At 53.9% G+C, this 18,431-nt stretch carries 21 protein-coding genes; 8 read left to right on the top strand and 13 right to left on the bottom strand.

Features of this window, described 5'->3' with window-relative positions; translation table 11 throughout:
- Positions 1-33: 33 nt before the first annotated feature.
- Complete coding sequence (gene cfa, locus MWH02_RS02820) at positions 34-1,182, bottom strand: cyclopropane fatty acyl phospholipid synthase (RefSeq protein WP_110866031.1); 1,149 nt, start codon at positions 1,180-1,182, stop codon at positions 34-36.
- 302 nt (positions 1,183-1,484) lie between these two features.
- Positions 1,485-2,687 (bottom strand): purine nucleoside transporter PunC, encoded by a 1,203-nt coding sequence (gene punC, locus MWH02_RS02815; RefSeq protein WP_271459864.1) that lies wholly within the window; start codon positions 2,685-2,687, stop codon positions 1,485-1,487.
- Positions 2,688-2,797: 110 nt separating this feature from the next.
- On the opposite strand from punC, the gene punR reads away from it, so the two are divergent.
- On the top strand, positions 2,798-3,709 hold the full coding sequence (gene punR, locus MWH02_RS02810; protein WP_101764625.1) for a DNA-binding transcriptional activator PunR: 912 nt from the start codon (positions 2,798-2,800) through the stop codon (positions 3,707-3,709).
- On the opposite strand, the gene purR is transcribed toward punR, so the two are convergent.
- The gene (gene purR / locus MWH02_RS02805; protein ID WP_008110309.1) at positions 3,706-4,731 is read right to left on the bottom strand and encodes an HTH-type transcriptional repressor PurR; all 1,026 of its coding nucleotides are present in this window, start codon (positions 4,729-4,731) and stop codon (positions 3,706-3,708) included. The two genes, punR and purR, sit on opposite strands and share 4 nt — an antisense overlap.
- Before the next feature lie 274 nt (positions 4,732-5,005).
- Here purR and cydH point away from each other — a divergent pair, with 274 nt between their 5' ends.
- On the top strand, positions 5,006-5,095 hold the full coding sequence (cydH, locus tag MWH02_RS02800; protein ID WP_007892756.1) for a cytochrome bd-I oxidase subunit CydH: 90 nt from the start codon (positions 5,006-5,008) through the stop codon (positions 5,093-5,095).
- Between the two features lie 56 nt (positions 5,096-5,151).
- Here cydH and MWH02_RS02795 read toward each other — a convergent pair whose 3' ends face one another.
- Positions 5,152-5,943, bottom strand: coding sequence for a C40 family peptidase (locus MWH02_RS02795; RefSeq protein WP_271459863.1), 792 nt, complete (start codon positions 5,941-5,943; stop codon positions 5,152-5,154).
- A 364-nt stretch (positions 5,944-6,307) separates the two neighbouring features.
- On the opposite strand from MWH02_RS02795, the gene MWH02_RS02790 reads away from it, so the two are divergent.
- On the top strand, positions 6,308-6,643 hold the full coding sequence (locus MWH02_RS02790; RefSeq protein WP_175501675.1) for a Grx4 family monothiol glutaredoxin: 336 nt from the start codon (positions 6,308-6,310) through the stop codon (positions 6,641-6,643).
- 35 nt (positions 6,644-6,678) lie between these two features.
- Here MWH02_RS02790 and rnt read toward each other — a convergent pair whose 3' ends face one another.
- From rnt to eptA, 5 genes are all read right to left on the bottom strand, one after another.
- Positions 6,679-7,347, bottom strand: a complete 669-nt coding sequence (gene rnt / locus MWH02_RS02785; protein WP_101764547.1) for a ribonuclease T — start codon at positions 7,345-7,347, stop codon at positions 6,679-6,681.
- A gap of 107 nt (positions 7,348-7,454) precedes the next feature.
- Entirely contained in the window at positions 7,455-7,862 is a 408-nt protein-coding gene (gloA, locus tag MWH02_RS02780) for a lactoylglutathione lyase (RefSeq protein WP_007892766.1), read from the bottom strand.
- A gap of 101 nt (positions 7,863-7,963) precedes the next feature.
- Positions 7,964-9,061 (bottom strand): alkene reductase, encoded by a 1,098-nt coding sequence (locus MWH02_RS02775; RefSeq protein ID WP_137385682.1) that lies wholly within the window; start codon positions 9,059-9,061, stop codon positions 7,964-7,966.
- A 49-nt stretch (positions 9,062-9,110) separates the two neighbouring features.
- Positions 9,111-9,707, bottom strand: coding sequence for a TetR/AcrR family transcriptional regulator (locus tag MWH02_RS02770; protein ID WP_101764545.1), 597 nt, complete (start codon positions 9,705-9,707; stop codon positions 9,111-9,113).
- Positions 9,708-9,746: 39 nt separating this feature from the next.
- On the bottom strand, positions 9,747-11,384 hold the full coding sequence (gene eptA / locus MWH02_RS02765) for a phosphoethanolamine transferase EptA (protein ID WP_271459862.1): 1,638 nt from the start codon (positions 11,382-11,384) through the stop codon (positions 9,747-9,749).
- Positions 11,385-11,612: 228 nt separating this feature from the next.
- Between eptA and MWH02_RS02760 the strand changes: the two genes are divergently transcribed.
- The 4 genes from MWH02_RS02760 to MWH02_RS02745 all read left to right on the top strand — a co-directional run bounded on the left by MWH02_RS02760 (position 11,613) and on the right by MWH02_RS02745 (position 14,017).
- A complete protein-coding gene (locus MWH02_RS02760; protein WP_008110296.1) occupies positions 11,613-11,852 on the top strand; it encodes a DUF1289 domain-containing protein in 240 nt (79 codons plus the stop codon).
- A gap of 71 nt (positions 11,853-11,923) precedes the next feature.
- Positions 11,924-12,820: an aldo/keto reductase gene (locus MWH02_RS02755; RefSeq protein WP_271459861.1), complete on the top strand. Its 897-nt coding sequence runs from the start codon at positions 11,924-11,926 to the stop codon at positions 12,818-12,820.
- Positions 12,821-12,900: 80 nt separating this feature from the next.
- On the top strand, positions 12,901-13,419 hold the full coding sequence (sodC, locus tag MWH02_RS02750) for a superoxide dismutase family protein (protein WP_101764542.1): 519 nt from the start codon (positions 12,901-12,903) through the stop codon (positions 13,417-13,419).
- 130 nt (positions 13,420-13,549) lie between these two features.
- Positions 13,550-14,017, top strand: a complete 468-nt coding sequence (locus tag MWH02_RS02745) for a hypothetical protein (protein WP_101764541.1) — start codon at positions 13,550-13,552, stop codon at positions 14,015-14,017.
- Here the strand turns inward: MWH02_RS02745 and MWH02_RS02740 are convergent, their stop codons facing one another.
- Genes MWH02_RS02740 through MWH02_RS02730 form a run of 3 tightly spaced genes read right to left on the bottom strand, consistent with a single transcriptional unit; the run spans position 14,018 to position 17,126 of the window.
- The gene (locus MWH02_RS02740; protein WP_271459860.1) at positions 14,018-16,018 is read right to left on the bottom strand and encodes an FUSC family protein; all 2,001 of its coding nucleotides are present in this window, start codon (positions 16,016-16,018) and stop codon (positions 14,018-14,020) included.
- Between the two features lie 7 nt (positions 16,019-16,025).
- Positions 16,026-16,883, bottom strand: coding sequence for an efflux RND transporter periplasmic adaptor subunit (locus tag MWH02_RS02735; protein ID WP_271459859.1), 858 nt, complete (start codon positions 16,881-16,883; stop codon positions 16,026-16,028).
- Positions 16,884-16,889: 6 nt separating this feature from the next.
- Complete coding sequence (locus tag MWH02_RS02730) at positions 16,890-17,126, bottom strand: DUF1656 domain-containing protein (RefSeq protein ID WP_008110284.1); 237 nt, start codon at positions 17,124-17,126, stop codon at positions 16,890-16,892.
- Positions 17,127-17,277: 151 nt separating this feature from the next.
- On the opposite strand from MWH02_RS02730, the gene slyA reads away from it, so the two are divergent.
- On the top strand, positions 17,278-17,715 hold the full coding sequence (slyA, locus tag MWH02_RS02725; protein ID WP_007892783.1) for a transcriptional regulator SlyA: 438 nt from the start codon (positions 17,278-17,280) through the stop codon (positions 17,713-17,715).
- 40 nt (positions 17,716-17,755) lie between these two features.
- Here the strand turns inward: slyA and slyB are convergent, their stop codons facing one another.
- Positions 17,756-18,223 carry an outer membrane lipoprotein SlyB gene (slyB, locus tag MWH02_RS02720; RefSeq protein ID WP_008110282.1) on the bottom strand — a complete coding sequence of 156 codons (468 nt, stop codon included), beginning with the start codon at positions 18,221-18,223 and terminating at the stop codon, positions 17,756-17,758.
- Between the last annotated feature and the right edge of the window lie 208 nt (positions 18,224-18,431).

Genomic DNA, 18,431 nt, shown 5'->3' with positions numbered 1-18,431 from the left:
CCTGCGGCGCCTTGATTTATTTCTGCAAGCTCATTAACGCGCTACGCGTAATCCGCCATCCTTGCCACGACTGAATACCACCTGCCACAGCTGAATATCACGGGCACGAAACGCACCGGCGCAGGCGTTGAGATAATAGTCGAACATTCGTTTAAAACGTTCGCCATATTTCTCAGCCAGCTGCGGCCACGCCGCCTGAAAACGTTCATACCATGCCATTAACGTCGTATCGTAATCTGCGCCAAAGTTATGCCAATCTTCCATGACGAAATGTGGCTCACTGGCATCAGCGATTTGACGGACCGACGGCAGACAACCGTTCGGGAAGATATATTTATCAATCCACGGATCGACATTCATATCCGTTGTGAGGGCACCAATGGTGTGCAGTAAAAATATGCCGTCTGGTTTGAGATTGCGGTCAGCAACATCAAAATAAGTGGCATAGTTTTTCGGCCCGACATGTTCAAACATTCCGACAGAAACAATGCGATCATATTGATTATTCAGGTCGCGATAGTCCTGCAGTAATATAGTGACATCCAGTCCTTCACAGCGTTGTTGTGCCAGTTTTTGTTGCTCTGCAGAAATAGTGACGCCATGCACCGTGACGCCATAATGGCGAGCGGCATATTCCGCCAGTCCGCCCCAGCCACAACCGATATCCAACAGCGTCATGCCCGGTTCAAGTTGTAACTTGCGGCAAATCATATCCAGTTTGGCCTGCTGCGCGTTTTCCAACGTATCAGCATCTTTCCAGTAGCCGCAGGAATATTGCATATAAGGGTCAAGCATCAGTGAGAATAGATCATTACCCAGGTCGTAATGCTCTTTACCCACAATCCAGGCGCGTTTTTTCGATTGCAAATTAGTAAGACGCGCGGCGGCGATGCGCAACGTATCTTTAAAATGCCGCGGTAATTGTTTATCCAGATGGTGTTTTAAAACGCGATGGAAGAACATATCAAGCTGTTCGCACTCCCACCAACCATCCATGTAACTTTCACCTAATCCGAGCGATCCTTCCTCGAGCACGCGTTTAAAAAAATCTGGATGCTTTACCTGAATATCCCAGGGACGAGTGCCATTAACTGCAATATCAGCACGCTCTAGCAGTTCATTGACGATCCGAAACCAGTGGTTTTCTTCAAGGCTCACTTCTTCTATAACAGATGAACTCATAGCTTCTCCATCACCTTCCGATCTGAACCTGAGAAAAAGAATAGCCAATTTCCCAAGACCTGTGAGAGAACTCACGGAAAATCCGTGCGCCAGAAATCCGACGTTTTACAGAGGCATGAATTTGAATAGAAAAGTTGGACGCAACACTGGAGTACCGTGCAGACGCCATCCCGCGACAGAGTCGCTAAAGGTATTACATTTATATTATTGATTTAATACAGAATTACTGACCCACTGAGTATATGCTCACGTGGGTCAATATTCAACGGGTTATCGTTAGTTTGCTAACGAAAAGCGTTGGCTTAGAGATTATCTTCGCAGGGACGGGAAGTGTGGGCAATATCACTTTGTGCGTTTGCCGATCGCTGGCAGACAAAGCCCACCCACGCCAGTACCACGGTGGCCACCATCACTAATGTGGTGTTGAACAGCGCCTGCTCAAGGCCGGCGGAGACCAGCAGGCTGGCGACAAAGCACAATCCTAACTGGAATAAATTCTGTAATCCTGCCGCTTTACCGGTGGCGTGCGGGAAGGGCGCTAATGCGCTGGCCACCACTATCGGATAGATCGCGCCATTGGCCAGCGCCATGCCGCAGAAGGGCATCAGCAGCACAAACAGCGGCGCTGAAGGCATCAGGGCGATGACAAACAGACTTAGGATGCTCAGACTGTACAGCACCAGCAACCACGGCAGCAGTTGCGCGCCCTGATAACGATTTAACAGCGTGCGGCAGCCAAAGCCGCCAATCAGAAACGCAATGGTCTGCGGAATATAGCTCAGGCCAATATCACCCGGCGTCAGGCCAGCTGCGGCGAGAATGAAAGGTGAGCCCGTCAGCCACGCGAAAAAGCTCGCCGAACATGCCGAATAGATTAAGACGTTACCGCTGTATACGCGGGTACCCAGCAAAGTCAACCAGCCGGGTTGTTTGCCTGAGGCAACTTTCTCGCGCTTAGGCGAGGTTAATTGCAGCGTACCGATCAGCAACACCACGGCAACCAGCGTCAGCGTGATAAAGATGCTGCGCCAGTGGAAGTGGCCGATCAGCCAGGCGCCGAGCAGCGGTGCCAGCGCCGGAGACAGCGCAACCAGCGGCATAATCGTTGCAAACACTTTATTGGCTTTCGCTTTTGGGTAGTGATCCACCACCAGCGCCTGCCAGCTTACGGCAGCCGCACACACGCCAATCGCCTGCATAAAACGCAGCGCCAGCATCAGGCGGACATCGGTCACCCACAGCATTCCCAGACAACCGAGGGCGAAGATGGTCAGGCCCGCCAGCAAAATCGGCTTACGTCCATAACGATCTGATAGCGGTCCCCAAAATACCTGGGCACAGGCAAAACCGCCGAGAAACAGACTCAGGCTGGCGCTGATGGTGCCGGGTGCGCTAGCAAAATCACGCTGCATATCGCCAAAGGCGGGTAAATACATATCCGTGGCAAGAAAGCCGAGCATGCTGAGCACGGCGAGATAAGGCATAAATGCTTTAGACGACAACATGTTGATTCTCTTTTGGGCAGGGTGAACGCCGGGGAGTGTAAAAGGATGCAGCGCGCTTTGTGAAACGCTAATATTTGCATGGTGCTGTTAAAATTTTTGAAGGCAAAATTATGTGGTCAGAATATGCGCTTGAAGTGGTGGATGCAGTAGCGCGCACCGGCAGTTTTAGCGCGGCAGCGCAGGAGCTGCATCGCGTGCCCTCTGCCGTGAGTTACACTGTGCGCCAGCTGGAAACCTGGCTGGCGGTGCCGCTGTTTGAGCGCCAGCATCGGGAAGTGGTGATGACAGCGGCGGGCGAGCATTTTGTGCGAGAAGGCCGATCTGTTATCAAAAAAATGCTGGCAACTCGCCGGCAGTGTCAGCAACTGGCAAATGGCTGGCGCGGCGAGTTGAGCATCGCGGTCGACTGCATTGTAAAACCGCAGCGTACGCGACAGTTAGTGAAAGACTTCTACCGCCATTTTCCCGACATGGAGCTGATTATCAGCTACGAAGTGTTCAACGGCGTGTGGGATGCGTTGGCTGATGGTCGGGTGGATGTGGCGATTGGCGCAACTCAGGCCATCCCGGTGGGCGGACGTTTTGCTTTTCAGGATATGGGCGCGCTGAACTGGCGTTGTGTGGTGAGCCCTGATCATCCGCTGGTTAACAGCAAGGAGCTGGATGATGAAACCTTGCGGGCGTGGCCATCGTTGGTGCTGGAAGATACCTCGCGTGCGTTGCCGCGCCGTATGACATGGACGCTGGATAATCAGCGGCGGTTGGTGGTGCCAGAGTGGGAAACCGGGATGGATTGTTTGCTGGCAGGATTGTGCGTCGGCATGGTGCCTGGCCATTTGGCGCGTCCACTGCTGGACAGCCAAAAACTGGTCGAGCTGGCGCTACCGCAGGCGTTTCCGGACAGTCCGTGCTGCGTCAGCTGGTCAGAACAGCGCGCGTCACCGGCGCTGGCGTGGTTACTGGCTTATCTCGGGGATGCGGAAACGCTGAACCACGAATGGCTCAGCGAAGTGTCGGCTTAGCGGCGGTAGTCGCGGAACGGACCGTACGCCACCGAACGGCGTTCAATCAGCGTTGGCTGGACTTCGATAGTTTGCGGATCTTCGCGCTTGCTGGTGATGCGATCCAGCAGCATTTCCAGCGCTTTTTCGCCCAGTTCAGCTTTCGGCTGGTGCACGGTAGTGAGCGCTGGTGTGAAATAGCGCGCGTTGCGCACGTTATCGTAGCCAATCACCGAGATATCCTGCGGTACGCGCAAACCCATCTCATCAGCAGCGCAAATCGCGCCCATCGCCATGATATCGCCACCGCAGAACACCGCGGTTGGACGCTGTTTCTGATTTAAGATCTGTTGCATCGCCTGATAGCCCGATTCAGGCTCAAAGTCGCCCTGAACCACCCACTCCGGACGCACTGTAATGCCCGCTTCGTTCATAGCCTGCAGGAAGCCAGCATGACGTCCACCGCCGGTGTTGCGCTCCATTTGGCCAGGAATGGCACCGATATCGCGATGGCCACGTTCAATCAGATAACGCCCGGCGAGATAGCCGCCCTGAAATGCATTGTCCTGCACGGTATCGGTGAAATCACCGCGTGACGCGCCCCAATCCATTACCACCATGGGGATATTGCGGTTCTCTTCCAGCATCTGCAGCAAATCGTCTGGATATTCCGAACACATCACCAGCAAGCCATCGACGCGCTTTTGCGCCATCATTGACAGGTAAGCGCGCTGCTTTTGCAGATCGTTGTGCGCATTGCCGAGAATCAGCGTATAGCCGCGTTCGAAGCAGCGGTTCTCCACCGCTTCGATAATTTCAGCGAAGTAGGGCGCTTCGCTGGAGGTCGCCAGCAGACCCAAGGTTTTGGTGTGATTGACTTTAAGACTACGCGCCACGGCACTTGGCGAGTAATGTAATTCTTTGATCGCTTCCCATACGGCGTTACGCGTCTCTTCCGCAACGAAACGCGTTTTGTTGATGACATGCGAAACCGTGGTGGTTGAGACACCCGCGCGTTTTGCGACATCTTTAATTGTTGCCATGAAAATGGTGCTCCTGGGCTTATCGCAACTTACTGATAAGTATATTGTTAAACGTTTGCGTCTGCTAATGCTTTTACAGCCCAAAAAAGCGGGCAAAACGGTATGTTCTAGCAGGCGAAATCACTTCATCACGCTGTAAATACAGCCTGCGCAAAATCTGTTGCGCAACGAAAGGCGGCGATTCTAGCAAGCTGGCGCGGATAACACGAGATTTTTGCCTATTGCTATGCGAAAATCGTCTTAACCCTAATAATTGTGTGACTAAGGAGTTGTGATGAATACCGACCTGAAGCTGGCGCTAATGACCACTGTTGGCGCACTGTTGATGATTATCGCCTTCAGCTTTACCGCGATCATGCATTAACAAAAAAGCCGGAGCTGAGAACAGCATCCGGCTTTTTTATGTCTGTTGCGCAACAACTAGCGAATGGTTTTTGGCGTCATCATACGACGCGCGCCCACATAGTGTTTCTGCCAGTAATCCTCACCCAATGCGCTAATCTGAATATCTTTGCCGGTACGCGGCGACTGAATGAATTTGCCATTGCCAAGATAAACGCCCACATGGTCGGCGGTACCGCGATTGTTGATGCGGAAGAACACCAGATCGCCTTTCTCCAGCATTTCACGCTTAATCGGTGCCGCATCACGCAGGTGATACATCTCATTGGCGGTGCGTGGCAGTTTGAATTTCACCAGATCTTTATAGGCGTACCATACCAGGCCGCTGCAATCGAAACCAGTGTGTGGCGAAGCGCCGCCCCACTGATAAGGTTTGCCGAGTTGACCCATTAATTTGGTCATCGCCGTTTCACGCGCTTTTTGATAACGCTGACGGTGCGCTTTACTCATTTTGATGCCGGTCAGCACTAACGCTTCATCATCGACGGCGATCTCGGGCGTTTTCTTCGCTAAACGTTGATGACCGTATTTCTTAGCAGAGAGTTTCAGCGGGGATTTTTTGCTGGTGGTTTTGTGCAGCGCGATGTCTGTTTTGCTCTGTTTTTTGAGTTTGAATTTTTGAACAGCGGTCAGACGCGATTTTTTGGTGGTGGTTTTTACCGGACGTCGTTTGCGGCGCTCGTCTTCACGTGCGCTCTTTTTCTCTGCTTTAAGCGAACTGGCGTTAACGGGCGCATGCGGAGATGCAGCGGCCACATTAAAAAACAGTTGGGCAAAAGCCAGTATGAAAAGCGTAATTAGTAGACGCATAATCCGGTTACAGGTTAAGCAGGCTGAATCAAAGCAGACTGCGTAAAAGTGAGAGAAATCTGATCAAGTGACCAGCGCCGAGGCAATTCTAATCCACTTTTTTTACAAAAGGTAAGGCCTTTTTCTATTAATATGTTACCAGATTGATTCTGTAGCAAAAATGAGCGATTTCAGCTGGTTAACACAGCGAAATTATTGCTAATTATTAATTTATTAATGCCAATTAATGATATGAAAATGTTATTTGTCATGCGTTAACTTAACAAACATGGCGATTAGCCAGTGCAAACGCAAAATCCCGTTTTCAGTCCGGGAGCGAAATCGCTACAATAAACAAACACGAAGTAGAAGATTAAGGAAGGCAATAATGAGTACTGTTGAAAAAATTCAGCGTCAGATCGCAGAAAACCCGATTCTGCTGTACATGAAAGGTTCTCCAAAGCTGCCAAGCTGTGGTTTCTCGGCGCAAGCCGTGCAGGCGCTTTCTGCGTGTGGCGAGCGTTTCGCTTACGTGGATATTCTGCAGAACCCGGATATTCGCGCTGAAATGCCAAAATACGCTAACTGGCCAACCTTCCCGCAGCTGTGGGTCGACGGTGAACTGGTCGGCGGCTGCGACATCATCGTTGAGATGTTCCAGCGCGGTGAACTTCAGCCACTGCTGAAAGAGACCGCTGAGAAGTATAAAGAAGCGGAATAATGCAGAAGGCCGACACATGTCGGCCTTTTCTTTAGTTACTCGGCAGACGCCTCGTCTGCGGATTCTTCACTAAAAGCCAGCGGCCAGCCGCCCAGGCGTTTCCAGCGGTTTACCAACTCACAGAACAGCGTCGCGGTTTGCTCGGTGTCATACAGTGCCGAATGCGCCTGCGTGCTATCAAACTCCATTCCCGCCGCTTTACAGGCTTTCGCCAACACGGTTTGCCCCAGCACTAAACCGCTCAGTGCCGCGGTATCAAAAGTGGCAAACGGGTGGAACGGATTGCGCTTCAGGCTGGCGCGCTCGGCGGCCGCCATCACGAAGTTGAGATCGAAAGTGGCATTGTGCGCCACGATAATGGCGCGATTGCAGCCGCTATCTTTGGTGCCTTTGCGCACCATTTTAAAAATCGCGTGCAGGGCTTCATATTCACTTACCGCACCGCGCAGCGGATTGGTGGGATCGATGCCGGTAAACGCCAGCGCCGCAGGATTCAGAATGGCGCCTTCAAACGGTTCCACATGGAAGTGCAGCGTTTCATCGCGGTGCAACCAGCCGTCTTCATCCATTTTCAGCGTGGTGGCTGCAATTTCCAGCAGTGCATCGGTTTGTGCATTGAAACCCGCGGTTTCAACGTCGATCACAACAGGATAAAAACCGCGGAAGCGTTGGTGGAGAGCGTTTAAAGCGTTCGATTCAGACATCAGGATCTCATGGCAATAAATAGGGCAGCGCGCATTATGGCAAAAATCGCAGGAGGGTGCAGCAGGAGAGGGAAGTCAGCCTGCAAATAGCAGGCTGACGAGCAACCTTAGTTGCCTAAGCCGTGACCGGCATGTTTGTTTTCAATCAGCTCGATTTTGTAGCCGTCTGGATCTTCAACAAACGCAATAATAGTCGAACCGCCTTTTACCGGGCCCGCTTCACGCGTTACGTTGCCGCCCGCGCTGCGAATGCGTTCGCAGGTGTCAGCCACATTGTCCACGCCCAGCGCGATATGGCCGTAAGCGTTGCCGAGATCGTATTTATCCACGCCCCAGTTGTAAGTCAGCTCAATCACCGCGCCCTCGCTCTCTTCGGTGTAGCCAACGAATGCCAGGGTGTACTTATACTCGGTGTTTTCGCTTTGACGCAGTACGCGCATGCCGAGCACGCGGGTGTAGAAATCGATTGAACGTTGTAAATCGCCAACGCGTAACATGGTGTGAAGTAAACGCATAACATCCTCTTTTTTTAAAACGTCATCAGTGCATGACAAGCAACTTAGTATACACACTGATGAAATAACGCTGCCGCCTATCCGCCGCGGCAGCCATTTTCTTACAGGGTTGGATAATCGGTATAACCTTCCGCGCCGCCACCGTAAAAACTCTCAGGACGCTGCGGATTGAGTGGCGCATCCTGCTGCAGACGGGCAACCAGATCCGGGTTGGCGATAAAGTCGCGACCAAAGGCCACGGCGTCAATCAGGCCACGCGCAATCAGATCGTCGGCTTTCTCAACGGTGTAAGCACCGGCACCGATGATTACGCCAGGGAACAGGGCGCGCACTTTTTCACGGAATGCATCGCTGTAAGGCTGTCCGCCCGCCCAGTCTGGCTCAGAAAGGTGCAGATAGGCGATGCTGCGTTTGCCCAGCTCGGCGATATACCACAGCGCCGCTTTTTCTTCTTCCGGGCCATTGTCCAGATTCTGGAAAGCACCGATTGGCGAAACGCGGATACCAATACGATCGGCAGACCAGTTGGCGATCGCTGCATCCACCACTTCCAGCGCGAAACGGCCACGCTTTTCAATCGAACCGCCGTACTCATCGGTACGCTGGTTTGAACCTGGTGCGAGGAACTGGTGCATCAGATAGCCGTGCGCGGAGTGCAGCTCCAGCAGGTCGAAATCGGCTTCGCGCGCATTGGCGGCGGCCTGACCAAAATCTTTTACGATTTGCTGAATTTCAGCCACTGACAACTCGCGCGGCACGGAGGTGTCTTCACGATAAACAGAACCATCCGCGGCGCGCAGGGACGTGCGCGTACCTGCCGCTAGTGGGGATGGGGCGACCGGCGCTTTGCCTTCGGGCTGCACGCTGTTATGAGATATGCGGCCGGTGTGCCACAGTTGTACAGCGCTGTGACCGTTGGCGGCATGAATGCCTTCGTTAATCACTTTCCACGCGGCAATTTGCTGCTGTGTGTGCAGACCCGGCGCACCGGCATAGCCTTTCGCCTGGAAAGAGATCTGGGTGGCTTCGGTGATGATCAAACCGGCACTGGCGCGCTGTTGATAATATTCTGCCATCAGCGGCGTAGGGATATCGCCCGGCTCAATGCTGCGCAGACGCGTCAACGGGGCCATGAAAATGCGGTTCGGTACGGTAATCGCGCCCACTTTAAGTGGGGAGAACAGCTGCTTACTCGCCATATTGATTGCTCCAGGAAGACCGGTCGTCTAGTAAATGGGGTTTTAAAAATCAGTGACTTATCAGCCACTGTTCGATGGTGTCGAGTGCCAGGCTAATCGGGCCCGGCTCTCGGGAAATCTTGCTCTGCAAACTGGCTCCGAGCCACAGCAAGTAGCAGCGCTGCGCCAGCTGCTGCGGCGTTTGCCCAAACGGCAGCGGCTGCTCAGCCGCCACCTCAGTCAAACAGCGCGTGTAGGCAGCGATAATGGCGTTGGCACCCTGTTGCAGTGCATCGCGCATCGGCTCAGAGAGATCGCACACTTCGGCTGACAACTTTACGCCAAGACAGCCAACAATATGACCTTGCTCGATAAACAGCCGTTCGCCATAGCGGAAATGCGCTAACAGGCGCTCGGTCGGCGTTAAATCGGGCAGACTCAACTGCTGATCAATCTGCTGCTGGAAATGGCTGAAGTAGCGCTCAATCAGCGCCACACCAAAGGCCTCTTTTGAACCAAAATAGTGGTAGAACGAGCCTTTAGTGACTTCCGCCAGCGCCAGCATCTCGATCAAACCCATGCCGGTAAAGCCGCGCTGTAAACAAACCTGCTCGCCAATAGCGAGCAGGTGTTCACGGGTATCGTTGCGTTGCAGAGTCTTATTCATGGGGGGCAGGTTATTAGACCAGTCAGTCTAACGCAACCCTCAGGCGGCAGTTTGGCACGATCTGATCATGTCCAGCTGCGGCTGATACTGCTGCGTCTGGATATTGAACATGCCTAAAACCGTATGGAAAAGATTATCTTGCGAAACCTTGGCGTCAGCCGCTTGCTGGCGTAAACAGGTATCATTGATGTGGTACGCCGCCGCGTATCCCGGTGACATCCACATCAGCAGAGGAATGTGTGTTTGCTGCGCAGGCGCAAACAGGTAAGGCGCGCCGTGCAGATACATCCCACGCTCGCCAAGCGATTCGCCATGATCGGAGAGATAAACCAGCGCCACATTGAAGCGATCGCTTAGGCCTTTAAGCTTATCGATGGTGCGGCTCAGCATGTCGTCGCTATACAGCAGCGAGTTATCGTAAGTATTCACCAGCGCCTGATGATCGCAATCCTGAATCTGCTTGCTGTCGCAGGTGGGCGTGAAACGGCGGAACTCAGCCGGATAACGCTGATAATAGGCTGGGCCGTGGCTGCCCATCTGATGCAGCACGATAATGCCGTCGTTGTGCAGGCTGGCAACATAGTTATCAAGACGATGCAGCAACACCTCATCCTGGCAAAAACCATCGTGACAATATTGCGGCAGTTTCCACTGCGTCATATCGGTGTGCGGCACGCGGTCACAGGCGCCTTTACAGCCACCATCATTTTCGCGCCACAGTACGCTTACGCCCGCATGGGCGAGGATGTCGAGTACGCCTTCCTGGTGGTGCGCCAGATTGGCGTCGTAATGCATGCGAGGCATATTCGAGAACATACAGGGCACCGAGATGGCGGTTTCTGTGCCACAGGAACTGGCGTTGGGATAGTAAATTACCTGCTGTTTTTTCAATTCTGGATTGGTCTCTCGCGCGTAACCACCCAACGAAAAGTTCTCGGCGCGCGCCGTTTCACCCACCACTAACACCACCAGCGTTTTACGGGTTGCGGCGGAGATTAACGCACCTTTATGTGCATCTTCACCGATTTTCACCAGCGCCTGGCTACCTTGCAGATAGCGTTGATCGACATAGTGGCCGGTGCCGCTGACGATATTGGCCGGGGTAATCATCTTGATCAGGTTTTTATTATTGCGGATTAGCGAGGCGTAATCTTTGTAAAACAGCGCCGCCATCAGCAGTATCACCAATATTGCGCCCAGTGCGCCCGTCAGGCGTTGCAGCAGATTCCACCACCAGCGTGGTCCACGACGAATACGCACGCCGCAAATCAACGCCACCGGCACCATCCCCATCAATAACATCCAGAGTAGATAGCGGCTGCTGAACAACGCTGAGGCTTCCTGCGGGTCGGATTCAAAGACATTTTGCATCATATTGGTGTCGATCACCGTGCCAAAACTGTGCATGAAGTAATTGGCGGCGGCGCTGACGAACACCAGCACAATCAGCAACGGCTTGCGTAGATAAGGCCAGGCAGCAAGTGAGAAAATAAAATAGAAAGCCGAGGCCAGCACCAGCGGAATACTGGCGGCGAACAGATAATCGTGGGGATGATCGTAAGGAATCATTTCCCAGGCACGCAGCAAGAACAGGGCATTTAAAACTAGTGCGAAGAACAGCGCAGCAATAAGGTTAAATCCGCTGGTGCCGCACTGCAGGGTGGTCGGGAATCTCATGAAAACTCAACGGTAAGAAGTCGTGTGACAATCGTATGAAGACAAGCTGAGGAAAACCTTAACCAAGAGTAAACATAAACCATCCAAATCTGATAAATGCTGGCTATTTGGTAAACAGGCGTAACCAGACAGCGTAATGGCTTGATTATGCACAATGGGCGTCTACGCTTTGCACAATGTCATTAAGCTGTTATCAATGTGATATGAGATGTTAATTGCGGAGTGGATGTGGCCGAGCAACTTGAGTTCTTCCCCGTTCCCAGCCCGTGTCGTGGCATTTGCCAGAGTGACGCGCGTGGCTATTGTCGTGGCTGTTTACGCAGCCGGGAAGAGCGCTTTAACTGGATGAAATTCAGCGATGCGCAAAAGCGCGATGTGCTGCGCTTGTGCCGGCAACGCTTTTTGCGCCTGCAGCGGCAGCAAAAAGTGGATGAAGATCATGATCCACAACAACCGGAACTGTTTTAAGAAAACGATGATTTGCCTTTCCGTTATACTCCCGCTTTCGTCATCTGGAACCGTGTTTAGGGAGTTTAACCATGTTACAAGCGCAGGCTATTGCACCGCAGGGACCCTCATTTTCACCGCTGATCGCCGGTTACTGGCGTTTAATGGAGTGGGGCATGACGCCGCAGCATGTGGTGCAATTTATTGAGCACCATTTAGCGCTGGGCATCACCACCGTCGATCACGCCGACATCTACGGCGATTACCAATGTGAAGCCGCCTTTGGTGCCGCGCTGCGCCTCGCGCCGGGTTTGCGTGAGAAGCTGCAAATCGTCACCAAATGCGGCATTGCGACGCGCGCGAAGCCTGAACACCGCATTGGTCACTACATCACCGAAGCCAGCCACATTCTGCACAGCGCCGAAAATTCGCTGCGCCATTTCCATACCGATTACCTCGATTTGCTATTGATTCATCGCCCGGATCCGTTGATGGACGCGGATGAGATTGCCGAAGCCTTTACGGCGCTGCATCAGAGCGGCAAAGTACGCCATTTTGGCGTCTCCAACTTCACCGCCTCGCAGTTCACGCTGCTGCAATCGCGTTTGCCGTTCAGTCTGGTCACCAATCAACTGGAGATCTCTCCGCTGGAGCAAACGTCGCTGCTGGATGGCTCACTCGATCAGTGCCAGCAAAATCGCATTCGCCCAATGGCGTGGTCATGCCTCGGCGGCGGTCGCCTGTTTAACGATCCGCATTATCAGCCGCTGCGCGATGAGCTGGAGCAGGTTAAGCAGGAGATCGGCGCCAGCAATATCGAGCAGGTGGTGTATGCATGGGTGATGAAGCTGCCAAGCCGTCCGCTGCCGATTATTGGATCAGGTAAAATCGAACGTGTAAAAGAGGCGGTTGGCGCGTGCCAATTGACGCTGGATCGCCAGCAATGGTTCAGCATCCGTAAAGCCGCCATCGGCTACGATGTGCCCTAAAGCGTAAAGCTGCGTCAAATTACGGCAGCCTGGATGAAAGCAGTCCAGGCTTAGAGGGAATCTAACCGTAAGGAGACGTTATGAAGAAAACCCTCATTGTTATGCTGGCTCTGGCCTGCGCCGCGGGTGCGCAGGCGGCGTCAGAAGAAGTCACGCTGCATGAAACCACGGCGCAAGGCATCGGGGCAGCGATTGGCACCGTCACGCTTAGCGAAACGCCATACGGTGTGCAATTTACCCCAGCGTTAAGCGGCCTGAAACCCGGCATTCATGGTTTCCACGTCCATGCTAAAGGCAGCTGTGAACCGGGCGAGTCGGACGGTAAAACGGTGGCGGCCGGTGCGGCGGGCGGACATCTCGATCCGCAAAAAACCGGCAAGCATCTTGGCCCGTATGCCGATGGTCACCTTGGCGACTTACCCGCGCTGTTTGTCACAGAAGATGGCAAGGCGACGTATCCGGTCGTTGCGCCACGCATCAAATCCCTGAGTGAAATCAAAGGTAAAGCCTTGATGGTGCATGTGGGCGGCGATAATCATGCCGACCATCCGCAACCGCTTGGCGGCGGCGGGGCGCGTTTTGCCTGCGGCGTAATTTAATGCTTTGGGCGGCAGCAGCTTGTCGCCCCCCTTTCCTCACGCTGAAAAAAGTTGACCCATTTTCTTGCTACTCTCCGCGGTTTTTCCATCCTATGATATTGATTCAGGAATAAAACCTTCAGGGGCAGGAATGAAAGCGCGTGGGATGATGTTGTTATGTTTATTGCTGGTGGGATGCGATCAACCCAACGACACACAGCTGCGTTTAGATGCCAGTCGACAACTGCAACGCACCATTGATACCAATCCGCTGCGCGTCGGCTGTGAGAAAATTGCGCGTGGCCGTGAATGGCTGACCCAGCACACCCTTCATCGGCTCGAAGCCAATGGCTGCGAAAATGTCTTGCGCAGCGCCACCGAAACCAACTTCACCCACAGCGAAACTTATCGTCATGCGATGACAGTGGTGTGCGGCGGTATTCAGGGCAAAAGTTTCACCGGCACCACTTTGTATCGCCGCTTTATCTACTCTTCAGAAGAGAAGGCGCTGGTAATTGAACCGATGTCCGATCAGGATAAAACCCGCTTTGAAGGACAGAAATCGCTGCAGCAGTTGCAGGATGATTTTAATCGTCAGACCACGCAATATTGTCAGTAATCAATCCGGTACCGCCTGCGCTAACTGGGCCAGTGAGCAGCGCAGGCGCCACAAAATGCCCGCCAGCGTATTGGCTTCGCTCTCCTGTTGCTGCTGCAGTTGCTCAATCAGGGTTTCCAGCTCATCCAGCGTGGCCTGCAGCGCGGTGTGATGCACGCCGCGCAGACTTATAATTCGTTGCAGATCCTGCAGGCTGCTATCACGCATTTGCCTGAGCGTAGCCGACGTCGGCTGCCATTGGCGCAGCTGCCAGACAATGTGGGAACAGTTCAGTAACACCACGCCCCAGCGCAGCAGCCAGACGCGCGCTTGCTCGTCACGACTGTTACTGAGCTGACTGATGTGATGATAAATCTGCGATTCAAAGTGGCTTTCACTCAGGCGCGGATGGCGGCGAAGCTGATCGAGAAACGCATGGCGCAGGGCACGAATATGCCGACGACTGCGACGCGCATCGGAACTGGGACGCAGCACCTGAAACGCCAGCCACGCCAGCATTACGCCGCACACCTTGGCGATATTGTCATTGAGGAAGCTTTGATAATCCCAGTCCGGCGGATTGGTGACGGCGATAAAGGATCCCATAAAAACAATGAATTGCCCCCACATCCCGGCGCGTTTCTTCTGCTGCAGTTTTAACAACTGCAAGGTGAGCAGCAGCGGGAACAGCACCAGTAAAAACTGCCACAGCGCGCTGATTTGCACCATCAAACCAAACTGCAGCACAAAGCTAAACAGCGACAGCCACAGCAAGGTTTTCAGCAACAGCGAGACGCTGCCACTGGGCGAGGGCGCGGAGGAGTAAAGCACGCAGGCGATGGCGGTAAGCGTCAGGGCGGCGGCACCGGAATCCCATTGCGTGGTGATCCAAAAGGCGCAGCCCAGCATGATGACGCTGAAGGTGCGCAGCGCGCTCCAGCTGGCTTCAGCACTGTCGCTTTCGCGCGCCAGCGAGGGCGCATATGGAGGCTGAAAACGGGTATCGGCATCGGCGCGTTCAATCAGGCGAATCCAGCGATTCACATTGAGATACACCCAGCAGAAATAACGCAGTCGCTGGACGAAGGCGCGTTGACGGTAATCACCGGTTGCTGATGGCGTGATGCCACGCAGAATCAGCGCCAAACGGTATTTGTCGCACTGCGGCTGCGCCAGTTCCTGCAACAGTTTGGCCATGGCGCCGTAAAGTTCAGGTGGCGCATCGGGCCAATTCAGCAACATGCGGCGCAGGCTTGAGAGCACGCTGGTGAGACGCAGCTGCTGGTGCAGCACATAGTTCAGCACGTTATTCTGGCGGCGGAAGCGATAGTGGCTCCAGAACGCCTGAATGCGCAGCAGGTTCATGGTGAGAATCTGGCTAATGACATTCTCATGGGCGGTGCGCACGTTATCAGTGCTGCTTTGCTGCAGTAATAACACCGCATGATCCAGCAAACGCGCGTGCATCTGACGCAGTGAACTCATCAGCGCGTTGCCATCTGAGGTGCTAGGCAGAATCATCATCATCAATCCGGCACACAGGATGCCGGAGATCACTTCGCACACGCGCGCCTGGGCGATATCCCACAGCTGAGTGACATCGGTGATGTTGACGCTGCTAAAGGCGATGATGGCGGCGGTATAACCCGCCAGCGAAAACGCGTAGGCCACGTTATTTTGGTAGTGATTGGCGATCCAGGTACAGAACGCCAGCCACCCGGCCATGAAAAAGGCAAACAGCCAAGGTTCGTTCAGCGTGTGTCCGGCGATCAGCAGCGCGGCGCTGGCACCGAGCAAACTGCCAACGATGCGCCCCAGACTTTTACTGATGGCGCCGCCGACGGTGGGAAAACTCACCACCGCCGCCGAGGTCATGGCCCAGTAAGGTTGATCGAGTTGCAGCGCATAGGCGATGGTCAAGGCGAGACACATCGCGATGCCATTACGCAGCGCGTAGCGCCACTCGCCCCAACTTGCTTTTATCCACGGCAGATTTTGCCACGCCAGCCACTGAAAATTCATCACAACCTCAGTGGGCGATGGAGATGGTGCAGGTGGTGCCTGCCACCAGCGGCACACCTTCCGGCAACGCGTCTAAGCGAATACGCACCGGCACGCGCTGCGCCAGGCGCACCCAAGGCACGTTAGGCTTGATATCGGGCACCAGCCCGCCATCGCTGGCGACGCTTTGGTCATAAATGGCGCGTCCGATACTCTCCACCGTGCCCTGCAAATGCGCGCCGTTGCTGTACAACACAATTTGCGCGGCAGCGCCGGGCTGAATATGGCGCAGCTTGGTCTCTTCGAAATAGCCCATCACGTAGTAAGAGTGGCTGTCGACCAGCGCAAACAGCGGCGTACCGGCGCTGGCATAGTTGCCGGTGCGCAGCGTCAGGTTGCTGATCCAGCCATCGGTGGGCGCAGTAATGGTGGTTTGATCAAGATTCCAGCGTGCCTGATCGAGGCTAGCCTGCGCCGCTTTTGCCGTCGCTGCGGCAGCATTGGCGGTTAAGCGGGCGGCATCCATATCTTCCGCTGAAATGACGTTGCGCGGCAGGCTGGCGCGGCGATTGGCTTCATGCTGCGCTTTGGCCAGATCGGCCTGCGCTTTAGCCAGTTGGGCTTCGGCATTGGCCTGCGCAATTTGCCACGGCACCGGATCGAGCTTCAGCAGCACGTCGCCTTTATGCACAAACTGATTGTCGCGCACTTCCAGAGCGATGATGCGACCGGACACTTCCGGCGTGATATCCACCAGCTCGGCGCGCACTTTGCCGTCACGCGTCCATGGCGATTGCATGTAGTAATTCCACATCCACCATCCGGCAAGCAGGGCCAGCGCAAAAATCACCAGGGTTGAAAAATACTTAAAAGGGTTGAATTTCATAGTGATTTATCCGAGGCTCAGTAACCACAATGCGCCAGCGACGCACAGTACAAACAGGGAAAGGTCCATCAAGGTTGGATGCCAGACATCGCCAGAGTAGATCCAGCCGCGTATCAGCGGGTGAATCAACAACCAGAAAAAGAAACCGAGTAACACCGCTTTAAACAGCGGCGGGAAAAACAGCGACGCACCAAACACCAGGTCGGTAAGCGGGGCGCTGGGGGAAAAGGCGGTTAGGGACACGTGTCATCATCCTTTTTGACCGGGAATCATCTAAATAGCGCGTAGACGGCAAGCGTATATGCAGGCCTGGTATTTGTAATTTGCCAGGTAAACTCGCAGAATAGTGTAAAATCTGGCTTAATAGCTAGCAAGCTAATTATAAGGAGATGCAATGGATACGCCCTTGGGAACCGATCTGTCTCGTCTGGTGCGCATTTGGCGCGCGTTAATCGATCAGCGTTTAAAACCGCTTGAGTTGACACAAACACACTGGGTGACGCTACACAATATTCATCAACTCCCGCCAGAGCAGTCTCAAATTCAGCTGGCCAAAGCGATCGGCATTGAGCAGCCTTCACTGGTGCGCACGCTGGATCAGCTGGAAGAGAAAGGATTGATCACCCGCGCGACCTGCGCCAACGATCGTCGCGCCAAGCGCATCAAGTTGACCAAGCAGGCTGAGCCGATTATCGAGCAGGTTGAGAATGTAATTGATGCCACGCGCGATGACATTCTTTCCGGCATCAGCCTGGAGGAGATCAATCAGATGGTGACGCTGATTGCGCGGCTGGAAAAAAACATTCTTGAGTTTCATAACCGCGAGAAATAAAAAAACCGACGCCAGGCGTCGGTTTTTTTTATCTGTCCGCTTAACGTGGCGAAACGGTAACCTGGCTGCCGTTTGACGCCATCACGACGCGCTGGCCAACCGAGTAACGGGTGGCAGCTTGCTTCTGCACCACCATGATGGTGTTGCCATCATCCTTGCGGATTTCCAGCTCGACACCGTCAGATTTGTTGACAGCACCCTGAACGCCCTGACCGGCTACGCCACCGAGTACCGCACCGCCGGCGGTTGCCAGACTGCGACCGCTGCCGCCGCCAATGGTGTTACCGAGGAAACCGCCCAGTACTGCACCACCAATTGCGCCAATCACGTTGTTTTCATCGCCGCCCTGGATTTTCACCGGACGAACAGAAACCAGCGTGCCATAGGAAACACTTTGTACTTGTTTAGCTTCGCTGGCGCTGTAAACGTCACCGGAAAGGGTGCTGTCGTTGGCACAACCTGCCAGAGTTAAGCCGGTCAACGCCACGGCTACAAAACGCTTAATCATCAGAACGCTCCTTAATGCAAAAAAACGCCATATTTCTCATCCTGTACTGCACAGAGTATAAGACAGAAAACTGGCAAATGACGCTAAGTCCGTATAAAACGCGGCTGGGGCGAAGCATAGACCATCGTCCCTCAACAAAAATTCAATTACGCGACGAAAATATTTTTGAGCTGGAATGCATTGCGCAGTGACGCTGAAAAGCGGAATT

The sequence above is a fragment of the Pantoea leporis genome, from assembly GCF_028048155.1.
GTDB classification, from domain to species: Bacteria; Pseudomonadota; Gammaproteobacteria; order Enterobacterales; family Enterobacteriaceae; genus Pantoea; species Pantoea leporis.
The sequence above is the reverse complement of the archived record's forward strand: the minus strand, read 5'-3'. Positions and strand labels throughout refer to the sequence as shown.